Consider the following 24,403-nt stretch of genomic DNA (forward strand, 5'->3'; position numbering starts at 1 on the left):
GGGAGCCGTCATGAACCAGCAACAGCGACAAGATGCCATCGTTGAACTGGTACGCCGCCAGGGCTACGCCAGTATCGAACAGCTGACCGAGCATTTTTCGGTCACGCCACAGACCATACGCCGCGATCTCAACGCTCTGGCGGAAGAGGGCATGATCCGACGCGTGCACGGCGGCGCCGGGCTCGAATCGAGCACCGTCAACACCGCCTACAGCACGCGCAAGAACCTCAATCTCGAGGCCAAGCGACGCATCGCCGCTCTGGTGGCAAGCCACATTCCCGATCACGCCTCGCTGTTCATCAATATCGGCACCAGCAACGAGGTGGTCGCCGAGGCGCTGCTCGACCACCAGGGGCTCGAGGTGATCACCAACAACCTCAATGTGGCGGCAATTCTGCAGCACAAGGAAGATTTCAACGTCATCATCGCCGGCGGCCAGGTACGTTCACGCGATGGAGGCATCATCGGCGAGGCCACCATCGATTTCATCAATCAGTTCAAGGTGGACTTCGGCATCATCGGTATCAGCGGTATCGATGAGGATGGCTCCCTGCTCGAGTTCGATTATCAGGAAGCTCGCGTGGCCCAGGCCATCATCCGCAATTCCCGTCAGGTCTACCTGACCGCGGACCATTCGAAGTTCCACCGCAACCCCGTCGTGCGGCAGGGCAACATCGCCCAGCTGGATGCGCTGTTCACCGACCGCCAGCCCCCCGAGCGCATCGTTCACCTGATGCAGGTCAATGACGTCGCCCTGCATATCGCCTGAGCTGCTCCTTCGACCTCGCCCTTTCGATCTCTCCTTTTCGACTTTCCTTGCGACCTGAACCGCGCCGACCGAAACGTCGGCGCATTTTCCTCCGTGTCTTGATGTTCGATTTCGATTGATCTATGTTCGCTTTCAAACATACACTGTTTGAAAGCCAGCTTATTGCTGACGCGAGATCGGAGCCTTTCAGTCCATGGCGCACACGTCGCACCACCTACTCGACCTTTTCATCATCGGCGGCGGCATCAACGGCACGGGCATTGCCAACGATGCTGCCGGGCGCGGCCTGTCGGTCAGCCTGTGCGAGCAAGGGGACCTGGCCGGCGCCACGTCCTCGGCCAGCAGCAAGTTGATCCATGGTGGATTGCGCTATCTCGAACATCATGAGTTCCGCCTCGTGGGGGAGGCGCTACGTGAGCGCGAAGTGCTGCTGCACAAGGCGCCGCACATCATCTGGCCGCTGCGTTTCATTCTCCCGCACCGCTCTCACCTGCGCCCCGCCTGGATGATTCGGGCCGGCCTGTTCCTCTACGACCATCTGGGCAAGCGCAAGATGCTGCCCGGTTCACGCAGCGTTCGTTTCGCTGCGGATTCGCCCCTGCAGGAAGGCATCAAGCGCGGATTCGAATATTCCGATTGTTGGGTCGATGATGCTCGCCTGGTGGTGCTCAACGCGCTACAGGCACGCGAAGGTGGCGCGGAGATTCTGGTGCGCACCCGCTGCATCGGGGCGAAGGAGGAGAACGGCATCTGGCGCATCGAGCTGGAGGACGTCCGCAGCGGCGAGCGCTTCGAGCGCCAGGCGCGCACCCTGGTCAATGCCGCCGGCCCATGGGTCGAGCGGGTGGTCCGCGAGCAGGCGGCACGTAACTCCCGCTACAGCATCCGCATGATTCAGGGCAGCCACCTGATCGTGCCGCGGCTGAACGGCGACGACCGTGCCTACATTCTGCAGAACAGCGACCGACGCATCGTGTTCGTCCTCCCTTACGAGGACGACTTCAGCCTGATCGGCACCACGGACCGCCGCTATCAGGGCGACCCGGCCCAGGCTGCCATCAGTGAAGAGGAAGTCGATTACCTGCTTGGCGTGGTCAATGCTCACTTCCGCCGTCAGCTCCAGCGCAGCGACGTCATCTCGAGCTTCTCCGGCGTACGCCCCCTGTGCGACGACGAATCGGCCGAGCCTTCGGCCATGACCCGGGACTACACCCTGGCGTTCGACGATCAAGGTGCCCCGCTGCTCTCCGTATTCGGCGGCAAGATCACCACCTATCGCAAGCTGGCGGAAGCCGCCTTGAAGCAGCTCAAGCCTGTTCTGCCAGCCATGGGGCCGAGCTGGACCGCCGAAGCCGCCCTGCCCGGCGGCGAGATCGGCAATCAGGAGAATTTCATGGCGCGGCTGCGGCACGACTACCCCTGGCTCGGGGAAGCGCGGACACGGCGCTTCGCGCGTAGTTACGGCAGCCTGTGCCTGCGCTTCCTCGCAGGCACCCAATGCGAAGAGGACCTGGGCGAACATTTCGGCGCCGGCCTCACCGTCGCCGAAGCCGACTATCTGGTCGACCATGAATGGGCCACCACCGTCGAGGACATCCTGTGGCGGCGCACCAAGCTGGGCCTGCGGCTGACGCCGCGCCAAGTTGAGCGACTACAGGCACACGTGGAAGCCCACCGACAGGCCCTGGCCGCCTGAGCTATTCGGGAATACCACCGTAGGTCAGGCTGGCCGGATCGAGCAGCCGCTCGAGCTCCTCACGATCAAGGTCGGTCTGCTCTTCGGCCACGTCGATGATCGGCCGCCCCGCCTGATAGGCCTGCTTGGCGATGGCTGCCGCGGCGTCGTAGCCAATGACCCCGTTCAGGGCCGTGACCAGGATCGGGTTGCGCGCCAGCGGCTCCGCCAGCCGATCCTCGCGCACCCGGAAAGTGGCAATGGCGCGCTCGCCCAGCAGGCGCGCCGTATTGCTCATCAGCCGAATCGAGGTCAGCAGGTTGTAACCGATCAGCGGCAGCATCACGTTGAGCTGAAAGTTGCCGCTCTGCCCCGCCACGGTTATCGCCGCATCCAGACCGATCACCTGGGCAGCAGCCTGCGCCGCCGATTCAGGAATCACCGGATTGACCTTGCCCGGCATGATCGAACTCCCCGGCTGCAGCGCCTCGAGCTCGATCTCGCCCAAGCCGGCCAACGGCCCCGAGTTCATCCAGCGCAGGTCGTTGGCGATCTTCATCACCACGCAGGCCAGCCCCTTGAGCTGCCCCGAAAGCTCCACCGCCGCATCCTGCGAGCCGAGGCTGGCGAAAAAGCTGTCGTTGGGCGCCAGAGCGAGCCCTGTCTGCTCACTCAGTTGACGTGCCATGCGCTCGGCGAACTCGGGATGAGCGTTGATCCCGGTGCCTACCGCTGTACCGCCCTGAGCCAGCCGTGACAGCCGCACCATGGCGCTGTCGATACGCTCGATGGCCTGGCCGACCTGGCTCGACCAACCGCCGAGCTCCTGCCCCAGGCGCAGTGGCATGGCATCCATCAGATGGGTACGGCCGGTCTTCACCACGCGATCCAGTTCCAGCGCCCGTTCGTCGATGGTGGCACGCAATGCCACCAGCGCGGGACGCAGCTGCGCGGTCACCTCCAGCGCCGCGGAAAGATGGATGGCGGTAGGTATGACGTCGTTGCTCGACTGACCCATGTTGACATGGTCGTTGGGCCCCACCTTCAGCCCTTCGCGGCTGGCCAAGTGGGCTATCACCTCGTTGACGTTCATGTTGCTCGAGGTGCCCGAACCGGTCTGGAACACGTCCACCGGGAACTGGTCGTCGTGCTTGCCGTCGACGATCTCCTGAGCCGCCGCGACGATGGCTTCGGCTCGCTCGCCGTCGAGCAGGCCCAGTTCACGGCTGACCTTGGCAGCGGCCAGTTTGATGCGGGCGATGGCATGGATGAAGCCAGCCGGCATCGGCTGGCCCGACACCGGAAAATTCTCCACCGCACGCTGGGTCTGGGCGCCATAGAGCGCCGAGACCGGCACCCGCAGCTCACCCATGCTGTCTCGTTCGATACGATGATCGCTCATGTCACTCCCTCGCTAGACGATCGCTCCCTTCACCATGGTGCCGGGAATCGAGGCTTGCAAGCCATTCAGACCGTGAGAGGCACCAGATAGCGCTGCCAATGAGCGGATTGACAACTGTCAGGTTTCTTTCCTATTCGCTCGTTATCGGACGCCAACATGATAACTGTCGTTGCGACGCCAAAAGGCCTTTCCCTAAGATCGCTTAGCCCACCACTCAGGGCACCTAAAAAAGCCTCGATCACAACAGCACAATCTGGAAGAACCGACTCATGGACATGACCCATACCTTGCTCTTGTTGCCGCACGAACAGCTCACTCTCGCTTACGAGCACGAAGCCGCCGAGCTCCAGCGCTACCGCCGCCTGACCCTTCGGTTTCTACCCAGGGCTCCGCAGACGAGCAGGTTAATGGCAACGCTGGGCCTGCAGTGCGAGAAGCGCCTCGGCCAGCTTCATCAGGTGGCCGTCTGCCTGGAACTCGAAGCCTGCATCGTTAGAGCGCCAGGCAACGTTGCACCCTTCCCGATTCCGGAACCTCACTTCTTCATCGTCGACGAGGTCATGGGCGAACAGATGATCGAGCACGCCATCCGGGCGGCCATGGAATCGAAGCACTTCTTCGACTGGATGTTGAATACCAACGCCACGGCGGAACTTCATCGGCCGTTGCTCAATTTCGTCAGCGAAAAGGAGGGCGAATGTCGAGTCCTGCTCGAGTACTGGGAACAGCACAGACCGCCTGCGGTGGCTCAGCGAGCCTGACCCTCGACCCTTCATGGCCTCTTCTGCCGCCTGCCGGTGGAAGAGGCCAAGCGCTCGAGTCTTGCAAGATCGAGCAGCTGATAGTCACGTCCCGTGACACGCAGCAGCCGCTGCGCCTGATAAGTGGCCAGGGTTCTACCGACCGTCTCCTGGGTCAGCCCCAGATAGCTGCCGATGTCGTTGCGCGATACGGGCAAGCGAAAGTGAGTAGGAGAATAGCCACGGCGATGAAAACAATCCGACACAGCCAGCAGAAAACTGGCCATACGCGCCTCCGCAGTACGGCTCAACAGTCGATGCAGGCTCATGCGCTCCTGCTGCATGCTGCGGCTGATCGTTCTCTGCAGGCGTCGACGCAATTTCGGCAATCTCTGCATCACCGCCTCGAGCCGCTCGAAAGGCAACTCGCACAAGGTCGCGGTGTCGAGAGCGCTGACAGTAGAAGGATAGCGCTCCAGGCCGATGGCATCACAGCCGATGATGCTGCCGGGCAGCCAGATCGCCGTCAGCAGCTGTTCGCTTTCGACGACAGTCTCCTGCTTGAGGCAGCCGGTACGCACGACATACAGGCTGGTGAAAGGTGCCTCCTGGCGATACAACACCTGCCGCTTTTCGAGACGGATGGGAGGAACGACCATTTCGCTGAGTAGCAATGTCTCCTCGGGCAACAGCTCCTCGGCAATGCACAGCGCATTGAGATAACACGAGAGACAACCGGTACCGCTCTCAAGCCCGCCATATACGTACTTGCCACGGCTCGTCATGATGCGACTCTCCTTGCCTTGGCACACACTTAGCAATTATAGGTTTGCCGGGCCGCACCGTAGTCTGACTTACTTCATACCCTGGGCAGAGAAATGTGATAACCCACCCCACGTTGTCATGACGAAAACCATGCTGCACGAAAAATTACAGCCGCCTAGTGTTAATGCTGCATCGCACAGGATCGGTGTACCACTCGGTACAGGGAGGACACCACCAAGGGAGCAGAAACATGCAACAGAAATCCTGGTTGACGACGGACATCCTCAGTCAGCTCAATGCCAATACATGCCTGCTATTGGTGCGCAGCCTGTGGGAATACTGCCCGGAACACATGTTCATCGTTCGCGTCGAGGGACCGGGCAATTTCGTGATCGAGGCCATGAACTCCACTCACGAGACGACGAGCGCAGAGACGAACGCCGTCATCGGCAAGCGTATCGAACAGTCGCTACCCGCCCCGCTTTGTCACGGTGTGCTGGCCAACCTGGGTCGCTGCGTAGAGTCCGGGGCACCGGTGCGATATGAAGAGAATGGCGACTATCTCGACAGGGATGGTATTTATCAGCATATCCATCGGCAGACGCTGCTGGTTCCCATCACCAACACCGAGGGCACTGTGACCCATCTGTTCGGGATATCCCATGATCGGGCCTTCTCCCGCGAGCATCACATGCTCACCCCAGGGATCACGGGCGAGCTGGAGCGCCGAGTCTGCGAACGCACGGCCGAACTGATCGCGGCCAACGAGAAATTGGCCTACCTGGCGACTCACGATCATCTGACCGGCACCTACAACCGGCGCTATCTGATGGAGCTGGCCGAACAGGAGCTGAGGCGCGCCATCCGCTACGAGCTGCCGCTTTGCCTGCTGATGCTCGATATCGATCATTTCAAGACGCTCAACGACGCGCGCGGCCATCTAGTGGGCGACGAAGCCCTGCGCTGCGTGGCACGCACGATACTGGCGACCGTACGCGAGTGCGATCTGGTGGGCCGATACGGCGGGGACGAATTCCTGATCCTGATGCCGGAGACCACGGCCAGTGGCGCGCAGGAGTTGGCCGAGCGTCTGCGCAACACCCTCACCCAGACGAGCCGTCTCACGCTGAGTATCGGGATCGCCAGCCGGGCGCCGGGCGACGACGTCGTGATCGACCTGATCGATCGTGCCGACGCACTGTTGCTCCAGGCCAAGCGCAACGGGCGAAATCGCATCGAATGTGCGGCCTGATCGCCAAGCACCAATTCATCAAGCACATATTGCAATGCAGCAAGAACCTTTGCTATGCTGCATTGCAATAGAGCGGACATCCGTTCGAAATTACACAACACATCCGGAGATACCTTACTCATGATGAAATCATTCAGCTTCGACACCAAGCCTTTCGAAACCATGCTGCTGGGCCCGGCGCGTGCCTATGCCGCCCTGAGCATCGACTATTCCGAAAAGCTGGTCGGCGCCCAGCTAGAGGCCGTCAAGGCCTATACCGACACCAGCCTGGCGCAAGCCCGCAAGCTGCTCGAAGTCCGCGATGCCGACGGTCTGCGTAGCTACCTGGAAGGTCAGCAGCAGTTCGCCAAGGACGTGACCGAGCGTCTCAAGGGCGATGCCGAGAAGGCCGTTACCCTGCATCAGGACTTCTTCCAGCAGAGCCAGAAACTGGCTGAAAGCAGCCTGCAGGAAGCACAAAAGGTCGCCCAGAGCCAGACCGCCAAGGCCTGATGCTCTACCCGTCCTAACGCAAGGCCCGCCGAACCACGTTCGGCGGGCCTTCGTTTTTTCTCTCCAGTTTTCTCGCCAGTTTCATCTTTCCATCTGTCGCCAGCCGGCTCCCATCGTTTATGCTCGTCCTGCACGGGCATGTCGCAATGAGGAAGCAATCGAATGAAAGCCTGGTTACCCGTAGCCTTGGTGAGTCTCACTCTTGTCGGCTGCCAGATGATGGAGCCGGGGCCACCACCCGAGCGTATCGAGGTGATCGATATCGGCGACCCGCAACGCCCCGACGTCGAACGCCCCGACGCCGAGCGCCCTGCCCCCACCCCAGGGAGAATCGCTCGTCAGGTGGCTTTTCCGGCGAGCGAATATGCGGCGCTGCCGAAGAGCGGCACCGCCGCCATTTCAGGCAGGCTCAGTCTGAACGGCACTCCCGGCACCGGGGAGACCATCTCCGTGGCGCCGGTCACCACCTATTCGGCCGAAGCCGCCGAGCATGCCCTGGCAGGACGTGCGGTCGAGCCGGCCGACCCGCGGGCGCGTGAATACACCCACACCGCGCGCACCGATGGCAACGGCAACTTTTCCCTGCAGGGCCTGCCCCCCGGTGAGTTCTATGTCTCGGGAAGCGTGGTCAACCCCAGCAACGGCCAGCGCCAGGTGATACTGCGCCAGGTGTCACTGCGCAACGGCCAGCGCCTCGAGGTCAATCTGAGTCGCTGACACAACGCGCTACCAACCCAGCGCCTGCTTGACGAAGGGAATCGTCAGCTTGCGCTGGGCCGACAGCGAAGCACGGTCGAGCACGGCCAGCTCGTCGAACAGTTCGTCCAGACGTCGCGGTCCGCGATGAAGAATATAGCGGGCCACCTCCTCGGAAAGCTGCATGCCACGTATGCGCGCACGCAGCTGCAGAGCCTGCAACCTTTCGCCGTCATCCAGCCGCTGCAGTTGAAAGGTGACGCCCCAGGTAAGACGCGAGGCCAGATCGGGCAGTGCGACGGGCAGCTGGCGGGGCGCAGCCGACGCCGACATCACCAGACGCTTGCCGGCATCGCGCAAGCGATTGAAGGCATGAAACAAGCCCTCCTCCCAGCGACGTCGCCCGATGACGACGTCCACGTCGTCGATGGCCACCAGGTCGAGGCGCTCCACGTCCTCAAGCATCAAGGGCGGGAAGTGCCCCAGGTCGTGCAGCGGTAGATAGAGCGCGCGAAGGTCCCGGTCGGAAGCCGCATGGCAGGCCGCCTGCAACAGATGACTGCGACCGCTGCCGGACGCCCCCCACAGGAAGAGGAACGGCTCGCCGTCGGCATCGAGCTGGCGCGAAAGGCGATCCAGCAAGGTGGCATTGGCGGCCGGTAGAAAACTCTCGAAAGTGGCATCGTCACGCAGCCCCACCCCCAGAGGCAGCTGCGCAGGCGCTCGACTCATGATGAATCCTCGCTGCTACGCTCTTTTTTATCGGCGTCGTAAAGGCTGCTGCGCTTGTAGCGTTCGTTGAGTTCCCGCAAGAGTACCATGATCACCGCCGCAGCCGGCAGCGCTAGCAGCACCCCGGTGAAACCGAACAGGTTGCCGCCCGCCAGTACGGCGAAGATCACCGCCACCGGATGCAGACCGATGCGGTCTCCCAGCAGCTTGGGCTGCAGCACCACGCTTTCGATGATCTGACCGATGCTGAACACGATGACCACGCCAAGCAGCGCCACCCAACTGCCGAACTGGAAGAACGCCACGATCAGCGCCACGCTGATACCGACGATGAAGCCGAGAAACGGCACGATGCTGGCCAGCCCCGCCAGCATACCGATCAGCAGCCCGAAGCGAAGCCCCATGACGGTCAGCCCAATGGCGTAGATGGCCCCCAAAGTCAGCATGACCAGCAGTTGGCCACGCAGGAAAGCCGAAAGCACTTCGTCGCAGCGCAGGCTGAGACGCACCGCATCCGGCTCCAGGCGCCGCGGGATGAGATTGCGCAGATTGACGATCAGGCGGTTCCAGTCCAGCAGGAGATAGAACGTGACCACCGGAATCAGCGCGAAATAGGTCACCCAGGCCAGGAACGCCGCCCCCGAGCGCCCGATCTGTCCCAGGAACTGGGCCAGGTAACCGCCGGCGTCCTGCCAGTGTTCGGCCAGCGTCTCCTGCACGTTATCGAGATCCGCCGCCACGTCCAGTCCCGTCCAACCGCGGATCTGCGGCGCCAGCACCGTTTCCACCCACTCGAAGATTCCCGGAATCATCAGCCCGAACTGGCGCACCTGCTGCACGGCCAGCGGGATCAGCACCAGCAGTGCTACCCCCAGCACCAAGGTCAGGATGAAGAACACGCCGCACACCGCCAAGGCGCGCGAAAGCCCCAGGCGCTGCAATCGATTGGCCAGCGGATCGCTCAGGTACGCCAGGATCATCCCGGCGATGAACGGCATCAGCATCGTTTCCAGTTGGAACAGCAGCCACACCAAGGCGACCGCGCCAATCAGCACCCACCATTCTTTACGCATCACAGCTCCACACCTCCCTGCGTTCTCCATCCACGGCGATGCGAGCCGTGCGTCGTGATGCTACAATTCCGGCCCGATCTTGCCCACTGCTTCGGCCATCAGGCGTTGCGTCGCCTTGCGCCGGGCCACATAACCGCGCTACTTCGTACAGGACAGGCCATGACCGATTCCACCTCTCCCGACAATGCCAAGGCATCCCTGAGCTACAAGGACGCCGGCGTCGACATCGATGCCGGCAACGCCCTGGTCGACCGCATCAAGGGCGTCGCCAAGCGCACCATGCGCCCCGAGGTGATGGGCGGACTGGGCGGCTTCGGCGCCCTGTGCCAGTTGCCTTCCGGCTATCGCGAACCGGTGCTGGTCTCGGGCACCGACGGCGTAGGCACCAAGCTGCGTCTGGCCATGGACCTGGGTCGACACGACTCCATCGGTATCGATCTGGTCGCCATGTGCGTCAACGACCTGGTGGTGGCCGGCGCCGAACCGCTGTTCTTCCTCGACTACTATGCCACGGGCAAACTGGATGTGGACATCGCCGCTGACGTCGTCGCCGGCATCGGCGAGGGTTGCGAACAGGCCGGCTGCGCCCTGGTAGGCGGTGAAACCGCCGAAATGCCCGGCATGTACGAAGGCAGCGACTACGACCTGGCCGGCTTCTGTGTCGGCGTGGTGGAGAAATCCGAGATCCTCGACGGCAGCAAGGTCGGCGAAGGCGACGTACTGTTGGGCATCGCCTCCAGCGGCGCTCACTCCAACGGCTATTCGCTGATCCGCAAGATCCTCGAAGTGAGCGGCGCATCGCTGGATACCGCCATCGACGGCCGGCCACTGGGCGACGCTCTGCTCGCTCCCACACGGATTTACGTCAAGCCGCTGCTGTCGCTGATCAAGGAGAGCGGTATCGCCGTTCATGCCCTGTCGCACATCACCGGCGGCGGGCTGCTGGAGAACATTCCTAGGGTACTGCCCGACTCCCTGGCGGCACGCATCGACGTGAAGAGCTGGACGCGTCCGGCGCTGTTCGACTGGTTGCAGCAGCAGGGCAACGTGGCGGAACACGAAATGTACCGCGTGCTCAACTGCGGTATCGGCATGGTCGTGGTCGTACCCGCCGAGAAGGCCGATCAGGCCCGCGCCCACCTGCAGGCCCAGGGCGAGGCGGTCTATCGCATCGGCGAGATCATCGCCCGCGGCGAAGGCGAAGAAGCGGTTCTGCTGGAGAACCTCGAAGCATGAGCGAAGCGTACGACGGCGACACCATGACGGACTTCACCCCCGAGCCCACCGGCACACGCCGGGTGGTGGTGCTGATCTCGGGTAACGGCAGCAACCTGCAGGCGCTGATCGACGAGCAGACCCACGACCGCCTGGGCGGCGAGATCGTGGCGGTGATCTCCAACGTTGCCGACGCCTACGGCCTGCAGCGTGCCCGTGATGCCGGCATCGATGCCGTAGTGCTACCCCACGGCGAGTACGAGAATCGCGAAGCCTACGATGGTGCCCTGATCAAGGTGATCGAGCGCCACGAACCCGATCTGGTGGTACTGGCCGGCTTCATGCGCATTCTAAGCTCACGCTTCGTGCAGCGCTTCCACGGCCGCATGCTCAACATCCACCCCTCCCTTTTGCCCGCTTACCGTGGCCTCAACACCCATGCCAAGGCACTCGCCGACGGCGTGGCCGAACACGGCTGCAGCGTGCACTTCGTCACCGAGGAGCTGGACGGCGGCCCGGTCGCCATCCAGGCCGTGGTAGCGGTTAACGAGGGCGAGACCGAAGCCAGCCTTAAGGAGAAGGTGCACGCCCGCGAGCACCTGATCTACCCCATCGCGGTGAAGTGGTTCCTCGAGGGGCGCCTGCGCCTCGAAGGCGAGAGCGCCCTGCTCGACGGCACCCCGCTGCCGCCCCAGGGGCTACGCCTCTCCCACGCCGACGCCGCCGAAGAACTTGACGAAGACCTCGGCGACACATGATAGGTGAAGCTCAATAAGGAGCTTGTACAGAAAGCCAGCGATTTATGTCGCGAGCGATGACATGCTGATCGCCGCCGGAGCGCAAAAACCGGAGTGTAGCCTGCTACATGAGGATTTTGAGCACCGCCGGCGGTCAGAAGGTCGAGCGCAGCAATAAATCGACGCTTTCTCAGGTGCGGGGCAGAGTGACCCCCCTCTGCCCCATATACTTGCCGCCGCGATCCTTGTAGGAGGTCGCGCACACCTCGTCCGACTCGAGGAACAGCATCTGCGCCACACCCTCGTTGGCGTAGATCTTGGCCGGCAGGTTGGTGGTGTTTGAGAACTCCAGGGTCACGTGCCCTTCCCACTCCGGCTCCAACGGCGTCACGTTGACGATGATGCCGCAGCGAGCGTAGGTCGACTTGCCCAGACAGATGGTCAGCACGCTGCGCGGAATGCGGAAATATTCCACGGTGCGCGCCAGGGCGAAGGAGTTGGGTGGGATGATGCAGACGTCGCCCTTGATGTCGACGAAGCTCTTCTCATCGAAATTCTTGGGGTCGACCACCGCCGAGTGGATATTGGTGAACACCTTGAATTCATCGGCACAGCGGACATCGTAGCCATAGCTGGAGGTACCGTAGGAGATCACCCGCTGATCGTTGACGTAACGCACCTGATCGGCTTCGAAGGGTTCGATCATGCCTTCCCGCTCGGCCATGCGGCGGATCCAACTGTCGGGCTTGATGCTCATGGGACGTCCTGAATGAGTTGTGCCGAGAATGAAGAAGTAGGCTTTGGCTGAAAAGTCGTCTAGGGCCGCTATCATAGCGGCCCTAGGTGCACTCGTCACGGCCCGTCGCCAACGGGCTGAACACTGTCAATCACTGAACGAGATGCTCGGCCCTTCGCTCGGCGACTGGCCGCCCAGCTCAGCGGCGATCTGCCGTGCCATGTCACGGAAGGTCGCCGTCACCTCGCCTTCCGGCTCGGCAACAACGGTGGGTCGGCCCCCGTCCGCCTGTTCGCGAATCGACAGCGCAAGCGGCAGCCTGCCCAGCACCTTGGTCTCGTACTCACCGGCGATACGCTCACCGCCGCCTTCGCCGAAGATCGGTTCGGCATGACCGCACTGGGAACACACGTGGAGGCTCATGTTCTCCACCACGCCCAGCACCGGCACGTTGACCTTGCGGAACATCTCGATACCCTTGCGGGCATCGAGCAACGCGATGTCCTGGGGCGTGGTCACGATGACCGCTCCATCCACCGGAACCTTCTGCGCCAGCGTCAGCTGGATATCGCCGGTGCCCGGCGGCATGTCGATGAACAGTACATCGAGGTCGTCCCAGGCCGTTTGGGTCAACAGCTGCTGAAAGGCTCCCGCCACCATCGGGCCGCGCCACACCATGGGCTCCCGGGTGTCGACCATGAAAGCCATCGACATGGCCTGTACGCCATGGGTCTCCAACGGCCGGAACTTGTTCTCGCCGGCCTGCTGGGGCCGCACGCCTTCTGGAACACCCAGCATCTGCGCCTGACTGGGGCCGTGGATGTCGGCATCGAGAATGCCGACACGATACCCTTCGGCAACCATGGCCAGCGCCAGATTGACGGTAACGGTGGATTTGCCCACCCCACCCTTGCCGGATGCCACGGCCACGATATGCTTGACCCCTTCGATCACGACTGACTCCTTATTCCTGCAGATGAGTGTCCTGCGAATGGCAATTGTCTGACACGCTCAGTATAACGCGCCAGCTCCCGATACGAGCGCGACCGAGCGACATCGAAGTCTCCATAAAGACATGCGGCGGGCCAAGGCCCGCCGCATCGTTTCGCCCTCACGGCGCTCAGTTGCTCTCGGCCTCTTCGGCCTCTTCCTCTTCTTGCGGCGTCTGCTGAGTGGCCTGCTGGCCTTGAGGCTGGCCCTGTTGCTGGCCCTGTTGCTGGCCCTGCTGTTGATCTTGCTGCTGCCCTTGTTGAGTGCGCAGCTCGAGATCCCCCAGCGCATCGCGCCACTGGGCAAGCTGCTCCTCGACCTGCTCGAGCTGCTGCTGACGACGCTGAACCTGGGCCTCCAGCTCCTCGAGTTCACCACGGGCCGATTCGATCTCTTCGTTGGTTTCATCGCGCTCCTGGCGAATCGCCTCGAGTTCTGACGTGGCCGCCTCGCGCTCGTCGCGGATTTCGCCCACTTCGCCCTCGACCTCGCTACGCCAGGCCTCCAGCGCCTCGATGTCGTTCTCCAGCGCTTCGACTGCCTGCTGGCGCTCCTCGATGGCCTGATTCAGCGTATCGAGCTGCTCCTGGCCAGCTGCGGCCTCCTCTCGCATGCGCTCCAGCTCACTGGATATCTGCTCGAGTTCCTCTTCAGCCTGGCGGCGCGCTGCTTCTGCCTCCTGGCGCTCCTCTTCGGCGGTCTGGCGCGCGGCCTCGGCTTCCTGGCGTGCGCTTTCCGCATCCTGACGGGCTTCATCGGCATCGGCACGAGCTTCGTCTACCGCCTGGAAGTCATCGCGCAGCGCCGTCAGGCTCTCCTCCATTTCGGCCTGCTCGCCACGGCGTGCCTCGAGGTCGCCCTCCAGCGCCTCGCGCTCCTCCTGCAACTCGTCGACACGGGCAGAAGCCTCTACCGCCTCGGCTTCGAGACGCTCGATCTCGCCGCGAGCGGCCTCCTGCTCATCGTGCAGGGCGGCTTCCGCCGACTGCCGCTCCTCCTCGAGTTCGGCCAGCCGCCGCTCCAGCGCCTCGATGTTCTCCCCGGCCTCATTGCGCTCATTGAGTTCCCTGACCAACTCCTGGTGCTCACCTTCCAGCGCAGCCAGCTGCTCCTCGAGCGCGGCGCTGCGTTCACGCTGGTTGCCGGCGCTGTTATGAGCAAGAATCGCCCAGAGGATGGCCAGCACGGCGATGGCCACCAGGGCCATGACGCGTCTGTCCTTGTAGAGTGGACTTTCGGGTGTTTCCGACATGGGCAAGACCCTCCAGATGGTCCATGTTGATCGTCACGCTTGGCGTGACGCTCGCGTAGGTTCCTTCCTCAGCATACATAGGCAGCCAAGGCAGCGAAAGGAAGCCGCCAGCAAACCGTTCGTCAAGCTTAGCGTATGAAAAATCGCGTGCCGTCAGCGCGGAGTGACCCGCCAATTCGACAGCCAGGGCGAACCGCGGACCTCGAAGTCGAGTTCGCGCAGCCATTGGGCAACCACCAGATTCGATTGATGAGCGGCGGAATAACCGCGTGGATAGGGCACGAACTCCAGGCCGTACTGCTCGCTCGGCACCGGTTCCACATCGGCCCGCTCGAAGTGCGCATCGAGCCGCCGTTTCAAGGCCTGCACACGTCCCATGTCGGCTTCCAGGGGATAGACGTCGGTCAGGCCCTCCGGGGCCAGCCGGTGAAACTGTTCGGGAGCGTCGATGTCGGGGTGCACGGCTCGGCCAATGCCCGCATCGGTGGGCCACAACATGGCCGCGGCACCGCTCAGTGCGTGCTGACGCCCCTCGACGTACCAGCGCCAGTCGCCATAGCTGTAGCGCACCACGCCCCCCGATTCACGTGGTAGTACCAGGCTGGCGTGCCGGCCATGATCCAGCAGATAGATATCGACGGGTTGTTCGAGCAAGCGCGGTTCGGGCGGCACGACGCGGCCGGCACAGCCGGTCAACAGCAGCACGGCCAGTGCGATACCCAGCCAGCGTAGCAGCCGCTCGAAACGCGCCTGATGCCGTCTTCCGGAGGATGGGGTTGCCAACGAGCCAAACATGTTCACGGCCTCCAACGGTATGCTGTCTAGAATAGGGAAACAGGCACACGACCGGAGAGCAAGCATGTCGAAGCCCCTACCTTCTCTGGCCTGGCATGCTCGTCCTCGCTGGCTTCCCGCCATGCTGCTGGCGCTGCTTTGCCTGTTGCTCGGGCCACTCACGCAGCCAGGCATGGCAAAGGCGAACACGGCGACGAGCGAACGAGCGCTGAGCCGCCTCGCTGCCGAAGCAGGCGAGATCCCACGCCTGCATGCCGTGGTCGTTGCCGAGCATGGCGATATCGTCCTCGACCATCGCCTGCAAGGACCCGACACCGATCAGCCGGTCAACATCAAGTCGTTGTCCAAGACCGTTCTGGCCGCCTTGGTGGGTGCCGCCATCGAAGCGGGCCTGATCGAGAGCGTCGACCAGCCCATCGTCGAGCTGCTGGGACCCAGGGTTCCCGCCGGGGTCGATCCCCGCGTCAGCGAGATCACCGTGGAACATCTGCTGACACTGCAGGCGGGGCTCGAGCGTACTTCCGGCAACAACTACGGTGCCTGGGTGGCCAGCCGCGACTGGGTGGCCGATGCGCTGAACCGCCCGTTCGCCGACCGTCCCGGCGGTGCCATGCTCTACTCTACCGGCAGCTCTCACCTGCTTTCGGCAGCACTGACCGAAGCGACCGGCGAGAGCACCCTGGCACTCGCCCGCCGTCTGCTTGGCGAACCGCTGGACATCGCGATCCCTGCCTGGCCCCAGGACCCTCAGGGCATCTATTTCGGCGGCAACGACATGTCGCTCTCGCCCAGGGCGCTGATTCGGATTGGCGAACTCTATCGCCTGCAAGGCGAGATCGACGGTACCCGCGTGCTGCCGCAAGACTGGGTGGAAGCTTCTTGGCAGTCGCGCGGTACGTCGCGCTGGACGAATGACGGTTACGGATACGGTTGGTTCATCACCACCCTGGCGGGTGAGCAAGTCTATTACGGGCGTGGTTTCGGTGGGCAAGGCCTGTACGTAATTCCCTCGCGGGCTCTTACTATCGCCATTACGGCCGACCCCGCACCCAGCTCCGATGGCTCCCGGTTTCGGCAGGAACTCCTGCATGGGCTGATCGAAAGGCTGCTCAGAGAAGCCTGAGGCAGCCTTCCATACCCCGCCCGTCATGACCGCCCCGCTCGGTCATGACGCCAAGCCTAGCGCAGCCCCAGCATCGACAGGATGAAAAGCACCACCACGATCAGGCCAATGATATAGATGATATTTCGCATACAGCTCTCCTTGCCGTCGGGTTCAAAGTAGTCGACGTGGTGACAACCAGGCCACCGTCAGCCCCAGTGTAGCGGACCAATGAAATCCAGCCAGCGAAGCAACCGACTTGTGGTCGCCTACCGAGGCGAATACCTTACGAGGCAGGATCCCGCATAACGGCACAAGGAGCGACGCTCGCCATGTCCCAGGTACGCAAGTCGCAGCGTGTCATGTTCGTGCTGTTGCCACGTACGGGCGCCTTTCTCTGGCGCGTGCTGACGAACTTCCTGCGCAACCGCGGCATCCTGCTTGCCGGCGGCGTCGGTTACAACATCCTGCTCTCCATCGTTCCCCTCTTTGCCCTGCTCGCCGTGCTGCTGACCCAGATCGTCGATGAAGCCGTGATGCTCGAGGTGCTTAGTGTTCAAGTGGTTCATCTTGCCCCCGCCCACGCCGAGGGCCTGATGGAAGCCGTACGCACTCTGCTGGCATCGCGTGACATGATCGGGCTGTTCGGCATCCTGGTACTGCTGGTCTTCAGCTCCTTTGCCTTTCGTATGCTGGAGGATGCCTTGGCGATCATCTTCCATACGCCGGAAGCCCACCCGAAGCGCAGCGTCTGGGTCTCGGTACTACTGCCCTATCTGTTCATGCTGGTGCTGGGTGCCGGATTGCTGGCACTCACTCTGATGGTGGCTCTGGCCGAGGCGATCGGCACCCTATGGCGTCTGGTCGCCGGTCGCGAGATGCCACTGGCCGGACTCTCCAACCCCCTGCTCAACCTGTTCAGTTTTTTCGGCGTCTTCTTGCTCTTCAGTGCCATCTACAAGGTTCTACCGGTGGTAAAAATCGCTCTGAAACGAGCCTTGGTGGGCGGCTTCGTCGCGGCGTTGCTGTGGGAGGGAGTACGTTTCCTATTGATGTTCTACTTTCTCAACATCTCGCTGGTCAATGTGGTCTATGGCTCGCTTGCCACCATCGTCGTGGTGCTGCTCACCTTGGAAGTGGGTGCCATGATCCTGCTGCTCGGCGCTCAGGTGATCGCCGAACTCGAGTACAACGCCCGCCGCGGCCTGCCGTGGTACGTGGACCCTCGCCGCGAACCAGTCACTCACGTGGACTAAAGCAGTGCTCAATGGCGTGGGCCACGGCTGCGCTGGCTACGCAACCGATTCAGCAGATGAAACAGCGACTTGCCACTGACCATGCCCAGCACATAGATCACCAGCAGCAGTAGCGCCAACGGCATCCGCATTCCCCAAGTCAGGAAGCGCACCTCGACCAGGGTGATGTTCTGCACGAAGAGAATCGCGACCAGCAGAGTCACGACGATCTTGATCGCCAGCAGTAGCGTATCCATGCGCTCTCCTTTCCCCAAGCATCCCCTTAAAGCTGGGTGGCGGCGCGTTTTCTGTCAACTTTTGCTAATACGGCGCGCCCGGCCGAAGCCGGGCGCGACAAAACCAGGATTGCGAGTGGGGATCAGCCCAGGGCGAACAGCGCCCCCGCGGCGGCGATCGCAACGCCCAGCGCCCGCAGGATACGGTTCTCACGCGCCATCAGGAACGCCCCCGCGGCACGCCCTGCGTAGGTGATGGCAAGGGTCGCCAGGGTGAAGCCTGCCAGATAGGTCAGCATGGAGGCACCGTGGGGCATCTCGCTGCCATGGGCATGGCCGTGGAAGAGCATGAACAGCACGACCACACCCGCCCCCACCAGCGTGGGCACCTTGACCAGCGCCGCGATCAGCACCCCTGCCAGCAATACCGACATGGCGATGCCGAACTCCACGCCCGGCAATACCACGCCGGCCCAGGCCAGCCCCGCTCCCAACAACATGCCGCCCGCTGCCAGAGCCGGCGCAGCAAGGCTGAAGGCCCGGCTCTGACGCAGGCTCCACAGCCCCACCGCCAGCATCGCCAGCAGGTGGTCGAGCCCCAGCAGCGGGTGGGCCAGGCCGGCGGCAAAACCACCGCCGTGGGCATGGTCGTGCCCCGGGTGGGCCACGGCCAGACCGGCGAGGAGGAGAAGCATCGGTGCCGCGAGCAGAGCCAGCTGTGTGGATGATGAACAGGTCGTTTTCATGATGGCGATCTCCTAGCCGAAGGTAGTCGAATGGTCGTCAGGCACTGGCCGGCTGAGCCTGGGGCCGGCGCTCCGGCAGCATGCCGCGGTCAAGAATGAAACGGATGATCTCCTCGAGGCCGACGCCATCGTAGAGATTGGTGAAGACGAACGGGCGCTCGCCGCGCATCTTCTTCGAATCGCGCTCCATCACCTCGAGCGAGGCGTGAACCTGCTCGGCGATGTCGATCTTGTTGATGATCAGCAGATCCGACTTGGTGATACCGGGGCCGCCCTTGCGCGGGATCTTGTCGCCGGCGGAGACGTCGATCACGTAGAGGGTCAGGTCGGAAAGCTCGGGGCTGAAGGTGGCCGAGAGGTTGTCGCCACCGGACTCCACCAGCACCAGCTCCAGGCCTGAATGCCGCTCCTGCAGTTCGTCGATGGCGGCGAGGTTCATCGAGGCATCCTCGCGGATCGCCGTGTGCGGGCAACCTCCGGTCTCCACGCCGAGGATGCGGTCGGCCGGCAGCGCCTCGTGGCGCAGCAGGAAGTCGGCATCCTCACGGGTGTAGATGTCGTTGGTCACCACGGCAATGTCGTAGTGGTCGCGCAGCGCCAGGCACAGCTGCTTGAGCAGGGCCGTCTTGCCGGAGCCCACCGGGCCACCGACGCCGACGCGTAGGCAATGTGTCATGTCGTTACTCCTCGTTCATTCTTGAACGCAACGTGTTCATTCTTGAATGCAGCGTGCCTGGACATGGGAACACGCCGACTCACCACACCACGCGACCGAAACCCTGGCCCGACGGCCGGTCTCAGCGGTCGGAAAGACGGCACATCCCTGTGCCGGCTTTCCTCGATCTTCTTCCCTGAAGATCGACCGCTTCGCTTCGGCCGTCATGCCAGCGGCCGCGTGAGGTGGATTCGCCAGCGCTCCCCATGCCCCCGGTGCGTCATGTACCAATTCACCTGACGCCACGTACTCATCACAATCAACTCCGAAACAGCCTCGAGTACTGCGTTTCGTGCAACGCGCTGGCCAGGGCCAGCCCAGGCAGCACCGGGCCAAGTTCGTCGTCACCGAGCGCGAGGGCTTCATCCACCGCAGCCACCAGCGCCGGGCGCAGCCGCTCGATCAGGCGCTGGGCAGCGGTATGCCCCAGCGGCAACGCCTTGCAGGCCACCGCCAGTTGGTTCTCCAGCCAGGCCCAGGCGAAGCCGAGCATGGCCTGGCGTGGCGCCACCCCACGCACCCGGGCGGCCCAGGCAAAAACGGTCACGTAGCCTGCCCCTGCCGGCAGCGCGGGAGTCCCATTCGGCAACTCAGCGGGCAGCAGCTCCAGGCTGCCCAGCAGCCGCGCCAGCGAAGCACCCAGGCGCGAGTCCTCGGCGGCCAACTCGGCAGTTTCGCGGTTGGCGGCAAGCCAACAATCCCACTGCGCTATCGCCTCGACATCCTGCTCTCCCCAGGCGTGCTGCAGGCGCGCCAGTACCGGCAGCTCGCAGCGGGTCAGGCCATCATCGAGCACGCCTTCCAGCCAGTCACCGAGGCTCTCTTCGTCATCTACCCAGCCCAGCTCGAAAGCGCTCTCGAGCCCCTGGGAGAAGGCAAAGGCCCCGATCGGCAGCGCCGGGCTGACCAATTGCAGCAGTCCCAGCAGCGCCAGGTCGTCGCTCTGGGCCGTGACATTCACGGGCGTCGCCTCACAGGGCATGGTGATGCCCATGGCCGTGGTTATGGCTATGGTCGTGGTCATGGTCGTGGTCATGGCCATGACTGGGGTCGTCGTGGTCGTGACCATGAGCGTGTGAATGGCCGAGTTGGTTGTAGGCGCCTGGCTCGGGATCGAAAGACGCCTCGTGCCGCTCCAGACTCGCTCCCAGCAACTCGGCCAGCTCTTCCAGCACGTGATCCGGTGGGAAGCGCACGTAACCACCTCGCCAGTCCTCGCCCAGCGCCAGTTGCACGTGGCGATTGCCAAGGTGGTAGGCGAGCCGCGCCAGAGGCAAGCCCGCTTCGACCCGGGCGGTCACCACCGGCTCGTCGGCAGCCCTGACCCGCACGATCTCGCCGCTCTCGGCGCGCAGCCCCTCGCCATGGCGCAGTACCGGGCCACGGTCGAGAAACAGCCCAAGTTCGCGACCGGAGTCGCTCACCGCCTTGAGCCGACCGCGAATGCGCAGCTCATAGGGCAGCGTGAGGGTGTCGCTGGCCTGGCGCCCCTCGACGGGTCCCAGGCGTTCGATCAGTTTCAGCATTGCTATTGCCTCGTTGAGTTCAGGTCCTGGGCCAGCCTGGCGCCAGGCCGCACCCCGCCGAACCACCTCGCGCGACCGCTGGCAGTCCGGGCGAGACGATGCGGGCGATCTTCATGGATGAAGATCGAGGAAAGCCGGCACAGGGATGTGCCGTCTTTCCGACCGCAGGAGTCCGGCCGGGATGCCAGGGTTTCGGGCGCGTGGCGTGGTGAGCGCGGGGTTGCGAGCATGGCGTCATCCTCGAATGCTTCAGAACAGGTGGTAGCGCTGCGCCAATGGCAACTCGGTGGCCGGCTCACAGGTCAGTAGCTCGCCGTCACAGCGCACCTCGTAGGTCTGCGGATCGACGCTGAGCTCGGGGCAGGCGTCGTTGAGCTTCATGTCGCTCTTGCGCACCCCGCGCACGTTCTTGCAAGCCACCAGCGGGCTCTGCAACCCCAGCTTCTCCCCGATGCCGGCGTCCAGTGCCGCCTGGCTGACGAAACTCACGCGGCTCTGGCTCGCCGCCCGGCCGAAGGCGCCGAACATGGGGCGGTAGTGCACCGGCTGCGGCGTGGGGATCGAGGCATTGGGATCGCCCATCGGCGCCGCCGCGATCATGCCCGCCTTGAGGATCAGCGCCGGCTTGACGCCGAAGAAGGCCGGGCTCCACAGCACCAGATCGGCCAGCTTACCCACCTCGATGGAGCCCACCTCATGGGCGATGCCGTGGGTGATCGCCGGATTGATGGTGTACTTGGCGATGTAGCGCCGGGCGCGGAAGTTATCGGCGCCGAGCGCCTCGTCCTCCGGCAGCAGCCCGCGCTGCACCTTCATCTTGTGCGCGGTCTGCCAGGTACGACACACCACCTCCCCCACCCGCCCCATGGCCTGGGAGTCCGAGGCGATCATCGAGATCACCCCCATGTCCTGCAGGATGTCCTCGGCGGCAATGGTCTCGCGACGGATGCGCGAGTCGGCGAAGGCCACGTCCTCGGGAATGTTCGGGTCGAGGTGGTGGCACACCATCAGCATGTCGAGATGCTCGTCGATGGTGTTGATCGTGTAGGGCCGCGTCGGGTTGGTCGACGACGGCAGCACGTAGGGCTTGGAACAGGCAATCAGGATGTCCGGCGCATGGCCGCCACCGGCGCCCTCGGTGTGATAGGTGTGGATGCCGCGCTCCTTGAAGGCGGCCAGGGTATCCTCGACGAAGCCCGACTCGTTGAGGGTGTCGGTATGAATGGCAATCTGCACGTCGTACCTTTCGGCCACACCCAGGCAGGTATCGATGGAAGCCGGGGTGGTGCCCCAGTCCTCGTGCAGCTTGAGGCCGATCACCCCGGCCTCGATCTGCGCCTCGAGTGCCTCAGGCAAGCTGGCATTGCCCTTGCCAAGCAGGCCGACGTTCATCGGCAGCTCGTCCACAGCCTGCAGCATCCTACCGATGTGCCAGGCGCCCGGCGTACAGGTGGTGGCATTGCTGCCGGTGGCAGGTCCGGTGCCGCCGCCGAGCATGGTAGTGATGCCGCTCATCAACGCCTCTTCCACCTGCTGCGGGCAGATGAAATGGATGTGCGCGTCGATGCCGCCGGCAGTGAGGATCTTGCCCTCACCGGCGATCACCTCGGTGCCGGGGCCGATGACGATCTCCACATCGGGCTGGGTGTCGGGGTTGCCCGCTTTGCCGATGGCCGCGATACGGCCCGCCTGGATGCCCACATCGGCCTTGACGATGCCCCACCAGTCGAGGATCAGGGCGTTGGTGATCACGGTATCCATCACCGTGGCGTCGGCGCGCTGGCTCTGGCCCATGCCGTCGCGAATCACCTTGCCGCCGCCGAACTTAACCTCTTCGCCATAGTGGGTGGCGTCGCGCTCCACCTCGATCCACAGCTCGGTGTCGCCCAGGCGCACGCGATCGCCTACGGTGGGGCCGTACATGTCGGCATAGGCCTGCCGGCTGATGCGATTGGGGGAATGAGAGCTCATGCGCCACCTCCATCCAGCTTACCCATCACGTCGCCGCGGAAGCCGTAGATGTGGCGGCTGCCGGCAAAGGGGATCAGCGTGACTTCACGGGTCTGGCCCGGCTCGAAGCGAATCGCCGTGCCCGCCGCCACGTCCAGGCGAAAACCGCGCGCCCTGGCACGGTCGAAGACCAGTGCCGGGTTGGTCTCGGCGAAATGATAGTGGGAGCCGACCTGGATCGGCCGGTCGCCGGTATTGGCCACCTCCAGCGTGATCCGCTCGCGCCCGGCGCAGAGCTCGATCTCGCCGTCCTTCAATTGATACTCACCGGGGATCATGGATGGCTCCTTAGACAATCGGTGTATGCACCGTCACAAGTTTCGTTCCGTCAGGAAACGTGGCTTCGACCTGCACCTCGTGCACCATCTCGGCCACCCCGTCCATGACATCGTCACGGCCGAGGATCTCGCGTCCGTAGCTCATCAGCTCGGCCACGCTGCGCCCATCGCGCGCGCCTTCCATGATCTCGAAGCTGATCAGCGCCACGGCCTCGGGATAGTTGAGCTTGAGGCCGCGTGCCCGGCGTCGTTCGGCCAACTGGGCGGCGGAGAACAGCAGCAGCTTGTCCTTGTCTCTCGGGGTCAGTTCCATGCGTCTCTCCTGGTGAGTCAGGTGAACCAGATACGGGGCGGATGAGCGGGCACACCGATCAGCAGTGGCCTCAGGCAGGCCCAGGCTTGCCGGCAGATCTCCCAGGCTTCGTTGCGTTCATGACCCAGGTAACGCAACAACAGCACGCCGTGGCGCACGGTCACCGCCCAGCGCGGGCTCGCCGTTATCGCATCGCGCAGCGCCTCGATGGCTGCGGGTTCGTCGGCGAGACCCACGGCCCACAGGGTGGCCTGCACGCTGGCGCCCCCCTGGCCCCAGCGACCGGCGAAGCGCGGATGTGCCGGGTCAAGCGGTTGGCGCTCCAACCACAGTGGCTTGCCATCGCGAAACAGCCGGAAGCGCTGATCGATGCGTCCCGATACATAGGGCAGCCGGCTCGCCGGCCGGCCCAGCGCCAGCACTTCCCAGCCCAGGCAGCGTGCGCCCGCGTCGAGTTCGATGAGCGTCTCCTGCATGCCCCGCGAGCCATCGAAGGCGATGGTCTCCTGGGGCAGCCATTCGAGAATGCCGTGCGGCGATACCTTCAGGCTGGTGCGCTGTTCCCACGCCACGCCGTGGCTGTCGGCCCGGTAGAGCTTGTTGGCGGCCGGCGTGGTCAGCAGCGCATGGGCTTGCGCCTCGACCCGCGCGGCGATGCTCAAGGCATCACCGCTGACCAACCCGCCGGGCGGGTGCAGCAGGTAAACGTGGCAGGCGCCATCTCGCCCTTCCGGATAGAAAGGCCGCTGCACCCGCAGCGGGCCGCGGTGGCACGCCTCGACCATACGCGTGCGCCCATCGCGGCAGTCAAAGCCGAGCGCCAGCGACGCCGCCCAGTGACGCTCGGCATCGAAGCGATGGCCGGAGTGCGTCGCTGGCTTGGCGAAAGCGGAGGTGGCGAAAGCGGTCATTGGCGGCTCG

General features: G+C 63.7%; 27 protein-coding genes. 10 read left to right on the plus strand and 17 right to left on the minus strand.

All coding sequences use genetic code 11. The annotated features are described in order from the left end of the window. The first annotated feature begins 10 nt into the window (after positions 1-10). A complete protein-coding gene (locus tag HOP58_RS11875; protein WP_010628304.1) occupies positions 11-769 on the plus strand; it encodes a DeoR/GlpR family transcriptional regulator in 759 nt (252 codons plus the stop codon). Between the two features lie 193 nt (positions 770-962). Further along, on the plus strand, positions 963-2,465 hold the full coding sequence (gene glpD, locus HOP58_RS11880) for a glycerol-3-phosphate dehydrogenase (RefSeq protein ID WP_234260376.1): 1,503 nt from the start codon (positions 963-965) through the stop codon (positions 2,463-2,465). A gap of 1 nt (position 2,466) precedes the next feature. Here glpD and HOP58_RS11885 read toward each other — a convergent pair whose 3' ends face one another. After that, positions 2,467-3,846, minus strand: a complete 1,380-nt coding sequence (locus HOP58_RS11885; protein ID WP_234260377.1) for a class II fumarate hydratase — start codon at positions 3,844-3,846, stop codon at positions 2,467-2,469. 269 nt (positions 3,847-4,115) lie between these two features. On the opposite strand from HOP58_RS11885, the gene HOP58_RS11890 reads away from it, so the two are divergent. Next, positions 4,116-4,607, plus strand: a complete 492-nt coding sequence (locus tag HOP58_RS11890; protein ID WP_234260378.1) for a hypothetical protein — start codon at positions 4,116-4,118, stop codon at positions 4,605-4,607. A gap of 11 nt (positions 4,608-4,618) precedes the next feature. On the opposite strand, the gene HOP58_RS11895 is transcribed toward HOP58_RS11890, so the two are convergent. Next, positions 4,619-5,371, minus strand: coding sequence for a helix-turn-helix domain-containing protein (locus tag HOP58_RS11895; protein WP_234254582.1), 753 nt, complete (start codon positions 5,369-5,371; stop codon positions 4,619-4,621). Positions 5,372-5,601: 230 nt separating this feature from the next. Here HOP58_RS11895 and HOP58_RS11900 point away from each other — a divergent pair, with 230 nt between their 5' ends. The 3 genes from HOP58_RS11900 (at position 5,602) to HOP58_RS11910 (ending at position 7,812) form a co-directional block, all read left to right on the plus strand. Further along, positions 5,602-6,603 (plus strand): sensor domain-containing diguanylate cyclase, encoded by a 1,002-nt coding sequence (locus HOP58_RS11900; protein WP_010628299.1) that lies wholly within the window; start codon positions 5,602-5,604, stop codon positions 6,601-6,603. A 120-nt stretch (positions 6,604-6,723) separates the two neighbouring features. Then, a complete protein-coding gene (locus HOP58_RS11905) occupies positions 6,724-7,095 on the plus strand; it encodes a phasin family protein (protein ID WP_010628298.1) in 372 nt (123 codons plus the stop codon). A gap of 162 nt (positions 7,096-7,257) precedes the next feature. Continuing rightward, positions 7,258-7,812 carry a carboxypeptidase-like regulatory domain-containing protein gene (locus tag HOP58_RS11910; protein WP_010628297.1) on the plus strand — a complete coding sequence of 185 codons (555 nt, stop codon included), beginning with the start codon at positions 7,258-7,260 and terminating at the stop codon, positions 7,810-7,812. A gap of 9 nt (positions 7,813-7,821) precedes the next feature. On the opposite strand, the gene hda is transcribed toward HOP58_RS11910, so the two are convergent. Together hda and HOP58_RS11920 are read right to left on the minus strand one after the other, a co-directional pair. After that, a complete protein-coding gene (gene hda, locus HOP58_RS11915; RefSeq protein ID WP_010628296.1) occupies positions 7,822-8,523 on the minus strand; it encodes a DnaA regulatory inactivator Hda in 702 nt (233 codons plus the stop codon). After that, the gene (locus tag HOP58_RS11920; RefSeq protein WP_234260379.1) at positions 8,520-9,596 is read right to left on the minus strand and encodes an AI-2E family transporter; all 1,077 of its coding nucleotides are present in this window, start codon (positions 9,594-9,596) and stop codon (positions 8,520-8,522) included. Before HOP58_RS11920 ends, hda begins: the two co-directional genes overlap by 4 nt. 159 nt (positions 9,597-9,755) lie before the next feature. Between HOP58_RS11920 and purM the strand changes: the two genes are divergently transcribed. Together purM and purN are read left to right on the plus strand one after the other, a co-directional pair. After that, positions 9,756-10,832, plus strand: a complete 1,077-nt coding sequence (gene purM, locus HOP58_RS11925; protein ID WP_234260380.1) for a phosphoribosylformylglycinamidine cyclo-ligase — start codon at positions 9,756-9,758, stop codon at positions 10,830-10,832. After that, on the plus strand, positions 10,829-11,569 hold the full coding sequence (gene purN, locus HOP58_RS11930; RefSeq protein ID WP_234260381.1) for a phosphoribosylglycinamide formyltransferase: 741 nt from the start codon (positions 10,829-10,831) through the stop codon (positions 11,567-11,569). The genes purM and purN overlap by 4 nt, the downstream gene beginning before the upstream one ends. A gap of 169 nt (positions 11,570-11,738) precedes the next feature. Here purN and dcd read toward each other — a convergent pair whose 3' ends face one another. From dcd to HOP58_RS11950, 4 genes are all read right to left on the minus strand, one after another. Then, entirely contained in the window at positions 11,739-12,305 is a 567-nt protein-coding gene (dcd, locus tag HOP58_RS11935) for a dCTP deaminase (protein ID WP_010628292.1), read from the minus strand. Between the two features lie 126 nt (positions 12,306-12,431). Then, positions 12,432-13,262 (minus strand): iron-sulfur cluster carrier protein ApbC, encoded by an 831-nt coding sequence (gene apbC, locus HOP58_RS11940; RefSeq protein WP_346657459.1) that lies wholly within the window; start codon positions 13,260-13,262, stop codon positions 12,432-12,434. 142 nt (positions 13,263-13,404) lie between these two features. Then, positions 13,405-14,526, minus strand: coding sequence for a hypothetical protein (locus HOP58_RS11945; protein WP_234260382.1), 1,122 nt, complete (start codon positions 14,524-14,526; stop codon positions 13,405-13,407). A gap of 153 nt (positions 14,527-14,679) precedes the next feature. Next, positions 14,680-15,321 (minus strand): hypothetical protein, encoded by a 642-nt coding sequence (locus HOP58_RS11950; RefSeq protein WP_234260383.1) that lies wholly within the window; start codon positions 15,319-15,321, stop codon positions 14,680-14,682. 64 nt (positions 15,322-15,385) lie between these two features. Here HOP58_RS11950 and HOP58_RS11955 point away from each other — a divergent pair, with 64 nt between their 5' ends. Together HOP58_RS11955 and HOP58_RS11960 are read left to right on the plus strand one after the other, a co-directional pair. Further along, positions 15,386-16,444 (plus strand): serine hydrolase, encoded by a 1,059-nt coding sequence (locus HOP58_RS11955; RefSeq protein WP_234260384.1) that lies wholly within the window; start codon positions 15,386-15,388, stop codon positions 16,442-16,444. 311 nt (positions 16,445-16,755) lie between these two features. Further along, the gene (locus HOP58_RS11960; RefSeq protein WP_234260385.1) at positions 16,756-17,679 is read left to right on the plus strand and encodes a YihY/virulence factor BrkB family protein; all 924 of its coding nucleotides are present in this window, start codon (positions 16,756-16,758) and stop codon (positions 17,677-17,679) included. An 8-nt stretch (positions 17,680-17,687) separates the two neighbouring features. Here the strand turns inward: HOP58_RS11960 and HOP58_RS11965 are convergent, their stop codons facing one another. From HOP58_RS11965 to HOP58_RS12005, 9 genes are all read right to left on the minus strand, one after another. After that, complete coding sequence (locus HOP58_RS11965; RefSeq protein WP_086509581.1) at positions 17,688-17,915, minus strand: lipopolysaccharide assembly protein LapA domain-containing protein; 228 nt, start codon at positions 17,913-17,915, stop codon at positions 17,688-17,690. 122 nt (positions 17,916-18,037) lie between these two features. Continuing rightward, positions 18,038-18,640: a HupE/UreJ family protein gene (locus tag HOP58_RS11970; protein WP_234260386.1), complete on the minus strand. Its 603-nt coding sequence runs from the start codon at positions 18,638-18,640 to the stop codon at positions 18,038-18,040. A 37-nt stretch (positions 18,641-18,677) separates the two neighbouring features. Next, a complete protein-coding gene (ureG, locus tag HOP58_RS11975; protein ID WP_234260387.1) occupies positions 18,678-19,316 on the minus strand; it encodes an urease accessory protein UreG in 639 nt (212 codons plus the stop codon). A 298-nt stretch (positions 19,317-19,614) separates the two neighbouring features. Further along, positions 19,615-20,349, minus strand: a complete 735-nt coding sequence (locus HOP58_RS11980; protein ID WP_234260445.1) for an urease accessory UreF family protein — start codon at positions 20,347-20,349, stop codon at positions 19,615-19,617. Further along, positions 20,327-20,881: an urease accessory protein UreE gene (gene ureE, locus HOP58_RS11985; protein WP_234260388.1), complete on the minus strand. Its 555-nt coding sequence runs from the start codon at positions 20,879-20,881 to the stop codon at positions 20,327-20,329. Before ureE ends, HOP58_RS11980 begins: the two co-directional genes overlap by 23 nt. A gap of 249 nt (positions 20,882-21,130) precedes the next feature. Further along, a complete protein-coding gene (ureC, locus tag HOP58_RS11990; RefSeq protein ID WP_234260389.1) occupies positions 21,131-22,852 on the minus strand; it encodes an urease subunit alpha in 1,722 nt (573 codons plus the stop codon). After that, a complete protein-coding gene (locus HOP58_RS11995) occupies positions 22,849-23,169 on the minus strand; it encodes an urease subunit beta (protein ID WP_234260390.1) in 321 nt (106 codons plus the stop codon). Before HOP58_RS11995 ends, ureC begins: the two co-directional genes overlap by 4 nt. Before the next feature lie 10 nt (positions 23,170-23,179). After that, the gene (locus HOP58_RS12000) at positions 23,180-23,482 is read right to left on the minus strand and encodes an urease subunit gamma (protein ID WP_010628275.1); all 303 of its coding nucleotides are present in this window, start codon (positions 23,480-23,482) and stop codon (positions 23,180-23,182) included. Between the two features lie 17 nt (positions 23,483-23,499). After that, entirely contained in the window at positions 23,500-24,393 is an 894-nt protein-coding gene (locus HOP58_RS12005; protein WP_010628274.1) for an urease accessory protein UreD, read from the minus strand. Positions 24,394-24,403 lie beyond the last annotated feature (10 nt).

Origin of the sequence: Halomonas sp. MCCC 1A11062, from assembly GCF_021404355.1 — a bacterium.
In the GTDB taxonomy this organism is placed as follows: domain Bacteria; phylum Pseudomonadota; class Gammaproteobacteria; order Pseudomonadales; family Halomonadaceae; genus Halomonas; species Halomonas aerodenitrificans.